This window comes from Foetidibacter luteolus, from assembly GCF_009650435.1.
GTDB classification, from domain to species: Bacteria; Bacteroidota; Bacteroidia; order Chitinophagales; family Chitinophagaceae; genus Foetidibacter; species Foetidibacter luteolus.
In genome coordinates, this window is record NZ_VVIP01000048.1 from 24451 (window position 1) to 32426 (window position 7976).

At 47.5% G+C, this 7976-nt stretch carries 3 protein-coding genes; 2 read left to right on the forward strand and 1 reads right to left on the reverse strand.

Features of this window, described 5'->3' with window-relative positions; all coding sequences use genetic code 11:
• Positions 1–172: 172 nt before the first annotated feature.
• The gene (locus F0364_RS15070) at positions 173–2620 is read right to left on the reverse strand and encodes a glycoside hydrolase family 2 TIM barrel-domain containing protein (protein ID WP_153798625.1); all 2448 of its coding nucleotides are present in this window, start codon (positions 2618–2620) and stop codon (positions 173–175) included.
• Positions 2621–3004: 384 nt separating this feature from the next.
• On the opposite strand from F0364_RS15070, the gene F0364_RS15075 reads away from it, so the two are divergent.
• Both F0364_RS15075 and F0364_RS15080 read left to right on the forward strand, forming a co-directional pair.
• Positions 3005–5860 (forward strand): ELWxxDGT repeat protein, encoded by a 2856-nt coding sequence (locus F0364_RS15075; RefSeq protein WP_153798626.1) that lies wholly within the window; start codon positions 3005–3007, stop codon positions 5858–5860.
• Positions 5861–6234: 374 nt separating this feature from the next.
• Complete coding sequence (locus tag F0364_RS15080; RefSeq protein ID WP_153798627.1) at positions 6235–7704, forward strand: ATP-binding response regulator; 1470 nt, start codon at positions 6235–6237, stop codon at positions 7702–7704.
• The last annotated feature ends 272 nt before the right edge of the window (positions 7705–7976 follow it).

The window sequence follows — 7976 nt, forward strand, 5'->3', positions numbered from 1 at the left end:
AGGTCTTGTGCGCTTGCTCTGTGCCGGAGTATGAGCGGAAAGCCCGACCCCTTGCGCAGCTTGGGGGCACCCCCAAAAGCAAGTACGAAGGGTGAAGTACGAAGTACTTAAATATGTAAGATGTACGATGTGGGATGTACGATGTGCCCGCCATTTACCAATTACCCACTTGCTATTCCGCAGTAATGCTAATCGTTCCATCCTCAAGCCCTGTGGCTTTGGCTTTTATTTGGATCACAGCTTTTTGATGGCTTTTGACAATTACCAGGCCGCGGCCGCGGAATGTTTTTTTAACCGGTTGCCGAAAACTGCTCATGTCTTTTGGGTTGCCATTGGCAACAGCTACAATAACATCTTCCTTATCCGCTTCAAAATGCAGCTCCGTTTCGGCATCGGGCAAAATGTTGCCGGCATCATCTGTTATTTCCGCTGTTATAAAACTCAAATCCTGCCCGCCGGCCTTGATGGTACTGCGGTCTGCAACCAGTTTTATTTTCCGGGCCGGCCCTGCTGTGGCAATGGTAACAGAGTCTGTCTTGTGGCCGTTTTCTATTGTGAAAGCCTTCAGAAGTCCAGGCTGGTAAGGCAGTTGAAAAACAGCGGTGATGGATGTGTCGGAAATGCTTTTCTCCGCTACAGGCTTGCCGTTCAGTTCCAGTCTCACCAACTTGCTGCGGCTAAAAACACGTACGGTAACGGGTTTGCCCTCGTGGCCATTCCATGTCCAGCTTTTCAGTTCTTCTGGCCAGCCCCAGCTATTGGCCAGGTAATGCTTGCCCGCAGGTGCAGGCCGTTGCACCAGCATTTCAATTTTGCTTCTGCGCCATACCACATCCCGATAGTAAGATTGTGGTTTTTTCTGGCCAATAAGGTCAATATCGCCGCACCAGGCATTAAACCAGGGCCAGGGTTGCAGCATGGTCTTGTCCTGCTTTAAAGTATTCGGCTGAAGCAGGGTGTGGCCAATGCCGGCTTCACCAATATAGTCCCATGCGGTCCACAGAAAATCACCCAGCACATGCGGGTTCTTTTCGGCAAAGCTGTAGTTTTCCAGCGCTTCCTGGGCGTAGGTTTCAGTACCAACGATAATGCGGTTGGGGTGCTTGCGGTGATCGTCTGCATAGCGCTGCCACTCATAATTATAACCGGCCACATCCAGCAAGGCAAAGGCTGGTTGCAATGAGTCCCAAGGCCTGCCCGGATGGTCCCAGAACCAGCAGATACCTTCGGTAATTTTACGGGTACTGTCTAGTTGGCGTATAGCGTTAGTAAGCTGTTTGGTTATGCGCAAACCGGGTGTGTCAGCACGTTCATATATCTCGTTACCAATGCTCCATAGCGCTACTGAGGGGTGGTTGCGGTCACGCTTTACGAACGCCTCTATATCTTTTTGCCACCACTCCTTAAAGTAGTGATGGTAGGCAGATGAATCGTCAAACAGTTTTTTATGCTCCCATTCGTCAAAAGCCTCATTTATCACCAGCAGGCCCAGCCTGTCGCAGGCATCTAAAAAAGCAGTTGAAGGAGGGTTATGGCTGGTGCGTATGGCGTTGTAGCCGTTGGCTTTTAATATTTCCAGTTTGCGTTCTTCGGCACGGTTATAGGCGGCGGCGCCCAACGCACCGTTATCATGATGAACGCAGCCGCCTTTCAGTATAAGCCTTTTGCCATTCAGCAACAGGCCCTGCCGGGCGTTAATTACTATTGTTCTTATGCCAAAAGTGGTGGTAACGCTGTCTAAGATTGTACCGCCATCCGTTATGTAAGATTTTGCGCTGTACAAATCGGGCTTATCAACACTCCATAGCAAAGGTTGGTTTATCAGGGCTTGCTGCTTTATGACAAGGGTACTATCCGCGGCAATGTTCAGGGGGGTGGTAACCGTAGCGGCAATGGCACCGGTGGGGGATAAAAGGACTGTTTTTAGGGATGCTTTTCTTGCCTTGTAAAAATTGCTTACCGTGGTTGCAATGTTTACGGCAGCGCTGTTGGCGCCGGCTTTTGACGTAGTTATATAAACACCCATGGGCGCTATATGCACAGGTTCAACCACTGTTAGCCAAACATGCCGGTAAATGCCGGACCCACTATACCACCTGCTGTTACGGCCGATATTCTTTACTTCTACTTCAACTGAGTTTTCTGCTTTGCCGGACACCAACCGTGTAATGTTATAATAAAAAGGTGTATAGCCATTCGGGTGTGTGCCCAGGTTTTCGCCCCGGAACCACACATCGGCTTGCTGGTAAACGCCATCAAACTGCAGGTAAACAATTTTGTTTTCTACAGACGCGGGCAGCGTAAATGTTTTTCTGTACCAGGCTGTGCCGCCAACCGTATGCCCCGTAAACGGTCCGCCGGCGCTGGCTTTTGAAAACGGTCCACCGGTGCTGTCAGCTCTTTGCGCCGGCAAGTCCTCAATGCTCCAGTCGTGCGGAAGATTAACCTGCCGCCAGGGCAGTGTAGAAACGTTGGCTGTTGCTGTATCATTTTTTAATACAAACTGCCAGCCGTTGTTAAACAATACCGTGCGGCTATCTACCTTAACGGGTATAACAGAGTGTTGCGCGGCAAGCTGCCCACACAAAATGTATAACACTGCAACCAATAGTGTTTTCATCAGCCAAGCGTTTGCATAAAAATAAAATGCGGCCTGTTAATATAATCATTCATAAAATATTGTATTGCAAACAGGCAACATTCTACCAGTGTTGTCAGGGGAGGCAAGTGGGGAGTAGCAAATGGTGAGTGGGGCGGGGCCACGCAATGTATTGGTACAATTGGAGGGGGCTCACCTGGGTACCCGATTCAATCCCTCACCCGAAGGTGCGGCCTGCATTTTATTTGCGGCCTGGTTTATGGGCCGCCTTACAAGCGCTGTTTTGGCGATTAAGCATCAGAGTTTCCTATATCCGTATTGGCCATTTTTTTGCGCATGGCTTGTAGCCTGTTTTATGCAAGGGGATAATTAAATATCTTAGGCATTAACCCTCAAACATTTAATATGAAACGCACCAGCTACCTTTTAACCTTATTAACAGTTATGTCCGTATGCCTGTTGCCCTCACCGGTTTTTTCACAAAACGTAACGCTTGTAAAAGACATTAACCGGTTTACCAATTCAACGCCATCACCCTTCACGGCACGCTTTTCTACTTTTCCGGTTATCGGCGGCGTTTGTTTTTTTTCCGCTGATGATGGCATACATGGCACGGAACTTTGGAGAAGCGATGGCACTACCGCGGGCACTTACCTTGTAAAAGATATTTTGGATGGGGCACAAAATGGTAATCCTTCAGAGTTTGCCGTAATGAACGATAAGCTATACTTTTCGGCTGCTACCAATGCGGGTATCAGGCTTTTTGTTTCCGATGGTACAGCAGCCGGCACGGTTATGTTGAAAGATGTTGCTTCGCCTTTCAGGCTTACAGCAGCAAACAATGTGCTTTACTTTTTGTCCCATGGCGGGGGACGGCTTTGGAAGTCTGACGGAACAACCGATGGAACTGTAATGATAAAAGACTTTACCGTTCCCGGGCCCGGTTACAATTCTGCTATTGTACCCTATCTTGTTCCGGCAGCAGGGGCACTTTATTTTCCCCTGATACTCAGTAATAACGTGGGTGTACTTGCTTTTTCGGATGGTACATCGGCAGGAACAGTTTTGGTTAACACCAGTGCCATTGCCCCGGAGCATATTACAGAAGGTACCGGTAATAAGGTTTATTTCACTGCCTTAAACGGCCAGGATAATGTACGCAGGCTTTGGGTTGCTGACAACCAAACAGGGGACGCGGCAATAGCAGCGGGCTTTAACGAAATAAGCATATCTCCATCATGCCCCGTTGCAAAAAAAGGAAATACTTTATATTTCGCCGGCCTGGCCCATGGAAACATTGGCGCTTCTGTGTATGCCTACGACATGAACGCTTCATCGGGTATTACCCTGGTTAAGGATATTACACCGCCGGGCATCTCCTCGGCCATTAACCAGCTAACTGAGGTGGGCGGCAATTTATACTTCTCTGCCCGCATCTATAAGGATGCAATTCAATGGAAAGACCAGTTGTGGCGGTGTGATGGTACCAGCGCCGGTACTTACCTTCTGGTTGACAGTTGCTCAACCATGAACCTCTCCCGTGCCGGCAGCAACGTTTATTTCTGGGCTTCAACACCTGCCACAGGCTTTGAACCGTGGAAGAGCGATGGCACCGTGGCCGGCACTGTAATGATAAAAGATATTTTTCCCGGCCCGCCACTTTCTGCTTTTAGCGGTGTGGGTTTTACATGGCTTAACAACAGCGCTTTGTTTACCGCTTATAATGGCATAAATGGATATGAACTCTGGAAAAGCAATGGCACTGCCGCGGGTACGGCTTTGCTGAAAGATATAAATACCACTACTACAGGTTCTTCCGGTATTTTTTCTCCGGTAGAGTTACAGGGTAAGCTTGTGTTCGGGGCTTCAGACGGCACTACGCCTTTTGTAAAATTATGGGCCAGCGATGGTACAGAAGCGGGTACCAAAAGGTTTGCGGATAAACATGTATCCGGTATTTTACAGCAGCCTGGTTTTGCCCGGCTGGGCAACTATCTGTTTTTTGACGGCACGGATTCTTTAACCAACCGCCGGGGCCTGTTTAAATTTAATGGGAACAGCAGTACGTTGGTAAAAGACTTTACAGACAGCATTTCACTTAACACCCGTTTTATTATTGCTGCGGATAACCTTGTTTATTTCTGCATGCAGGACGCTTATACCAGCCTGTTTTCGCTCTGGCGCAGCGATGGCTCGGCAGGCGGCACATTCAGCCTGGCCAACGCGATAACCGAGCTGCCTGGCCCCACCGCACAAGGCAGGGCGCCTGTTATTGCCGGCGGCCGTTTGTTTTACCTGCAAAGGAATATAACCGGGCAACATGCATTATGGAAAACAGACGGCACCTTAGAAGGGACCAGGCCTGCTACCGGCGCCTTCCAGGCGTTTGACCCTTCTTTTAACAGTCTTTGCGCATACAGTGGCGAAGTGTACTTCACTGCTTTTGCCAATGGAGTTAAACAACTCTGGAAAACAAATGGTACGGCCGGCGGCACTGTCGTGGTAAACAACACGGTAACTGAGTTTTTAAACCCCTCAACAGCGGGTGGCTGGCTTTATTTTGCCGGCACATCCCAGGGCAGCACCACAGGGCTTGAGCTGTGGAAGACCAACGGTACCTCAGCGGGCACACAGTTGGTAAAAGATATAGCCGATGGCGGCAATAGTTCTAACCCTGCCATGCTTGCAAATGTAAACGGCACGCTTTATTTTTTTGCAGGTACACCGGCCAATGGGTTTGAGCTATGGAAAAGCGATGGAACTGGCGACGGCACTGTTATGGTAAAAGACATTACGCCCGGCAGCGCATCCAGCAGCCCCAGGCAGGTACTTGCCATGGCAAATGCCGGTAAGATGTTTATGCTGGTGAATAACGCTTTATGGGTATCAGACGGTACGGCCACCGGTACCAAACCGGCTGAAGGTGCGGCCCTGGCCAGTCTTGTTAATCCGCAGCAACTCGCAACCGCAGGCAGCCGCATTTTTTTTAAAGCTTACAGCTACGCCTATGGCGAAGAGCTTTATTCGGCCGGAGTGGAACCGGTATTTTTGCCTGTTTACACTTTTACCGGCAACGGCAACTTTGAAGATGCTGATAACTGGGTTAACGGGGCCATGCCGCCGTTGGAAATACCCGCTGGTGTAGAGGTGATCATTAACCCGTCTGCCGGTTCAGAATGCATTATACGCTCTCCGGTGGTATTAAAAGGCGGTAAGCTTACAGTTAAGCAAAATGCGAAGCTTACGCTTTTGCTGCCATAAAAAATAACTACGTTTCCCTGCTACTAAGGCCAGCGCTTCCGGAAGGGCTCTTGCATTTTGCTGTGACAAGCTTTGGGGAGCGGGGCGGACGAAAGGCGGGGTTGATAAAACAGAAAAAGGGAAATTAACTCCTGCACTTTTTAAAAACCTCCCAAAAGCTGATACATGTTGGTTATGCGGATCATGTTTTAACATTTACCCTTCAAACAACACTTTTAGCAATAAAATTGTAGAGAAAATTCCCCAATATTTATCTCCTCAACAGCAATACATAATAAAAGGTTGAAAGCTGCAACACCGGCTTGTTTATGTAAATCAAAATCAATTATTTTACACTTTATTGCTAACTAAGTTGCATAACCTTTGCTACACGAATGATACTTATTGTAGATGACAAGCCGGAGAATATTTTTGCCATCAGATCTATCTTAAGCCAACATAATTTTCCATCAGACACCGCTTTAAGCGGCGAGGAAGCCCTTAAAAAGGTGCTGAAAAACAGTTATGCCCTAATTATACTGGATGTACAAATGCCTGGCATGGATGGGTTTGAGGTGGCTGAAACTATTTCGGGGTACAGTAAGTCAAAAGATATTCCCATCATCTTTCTTTCCGCTGTAAACACAGATAAAAAGTATATAGCGAAGGGTTATAGTTCCGGCGGCATAGATTATATAAGCAAACCTATTGACCCCGACATTTTTTTACTGAAGGTTAAAACCTTTTATACGCTGTACGAACAAAAGCGCCAGTTGAATGAAATGCAGGCCAGCCTGCTGGCGGAAATTGAGTTCAGGAAAAAAGCGCAGGACGAAGTAAACGACCTGGCACTGGAATTTAAAAGCATACTTGAATCTATACCGCAAATTGCATTTACCACCAAGGCCGATGGCCATATAGAATACAACAATAGCCGCTGGTTTGAATATTCCACTTCAGAAATTGAATTTCCGGTTGCGCACCCTGACGATGCCGATATTAAAAACGCGTTGCAGCAAACAATAAAAAGAGGCCAGCCCCTTGAAATGGAAGTGCGTATAAAAAAACTGGCCGACGAAGACTACCGCTATCATTTGTTGAAAGTTTTACCTGTAAAAGAAAACGGGGAAATAGTTAAATGGGTGGGCACTTTTACGGATATAGAGGACCAAAAACAGGCTATCAAAAAAAAGGATGAATTCATCAGTATAGCAAGCCACGAACTTAAAACACCGCTTACCAGTATTAAAGGTTATATACAGTTGCTGCAGCACCTGCTGGACGGCAACGAAAACGCTGCCAGGCAATATATTGACCGCACACTGATACAGGTTGAGAAACTTAACATACTGATAGCTGACCTGCTGGATATATCCAAGATTGAAAGCGGTAAGTTAAAGTACAATATGAAGAATTTTGATTTGGAAGGCATGTTGGGTAACGCCGTGGAGATTATACAGCAAACCTATCCTGATTATACCATTGAAAGGGAGGGAGGTGCAGCAAGGCAGGTATATGGCGATGAAATAAGGTTGGAACAGGTAATCATCAACTTTCTATCCAATGCTGTTAAGTACAGTCCCGATGCCAGGAAGGTTACCGTATTGGTTACAGAACAGGGTGGTGAAACGAAGGTAAGTGTAAAAGATTCCGGCATAGGTATTTCTAAAAAAGACCAGCAGCACATTTTTAATAAATTTTACCGGGCTGAAAAAAGCGAGCACCATATACAGGGATTGGGGATTGGCCTGTACATCTGCGCTGAAATTTTACGCAGGCACAACTTTGGTTTTGGTGTTGAAAGTGAGCCGGGCAAAGGCTCTGAATTTTATTTTACTATGCCAACGGGCAACAGTGCCAGGTAAACAGTTCACCCGTAATAACAGGTTGCATGTGAACCCTGCCTGCCAAAAAACAGCAGGTTACACCATCGGGTGAGGGATTGAAGCGGCTACCCCGGTGAGGCCAGGGCAGCCGGGGCTTTGTGCCGGAGTAATAGCGGAAAGCCCGACCCCTTGCGCAGCTTGGGGACACCCCCAAGTACGATTTACGAAGTACGAAGTACTTGTGATATGTTAGATGTTGGATGTGGGATGTACGATGTAAAAAAGTACGATTTACGAAGTACGAAGTACTT

Bases quoted from the DNA above. Each gene is read 5' to 3' on its own strand.
- F0364_RS15070 (WP_153798625.1), bottom strand. From the start codon at position 2,620: ATGAAAACACTATTGGTTGCAGTGTTATACATTTTGTGTGGGCAGCTT.
- F0364_RS15075 (WP_153798626.1), top strand. From the start codon at position 3,005: ATGAAACGCACCAGCTACCTTTTAACCTTATTAACAGTTATGTCCGTA.
- F0364_RS15080 (WP_153798627.1), top strand. From the start codon at position 6,235: ATGATACTTATTGTAGATGACAAGCCGGAGAATATTTTTGCCATCAGA.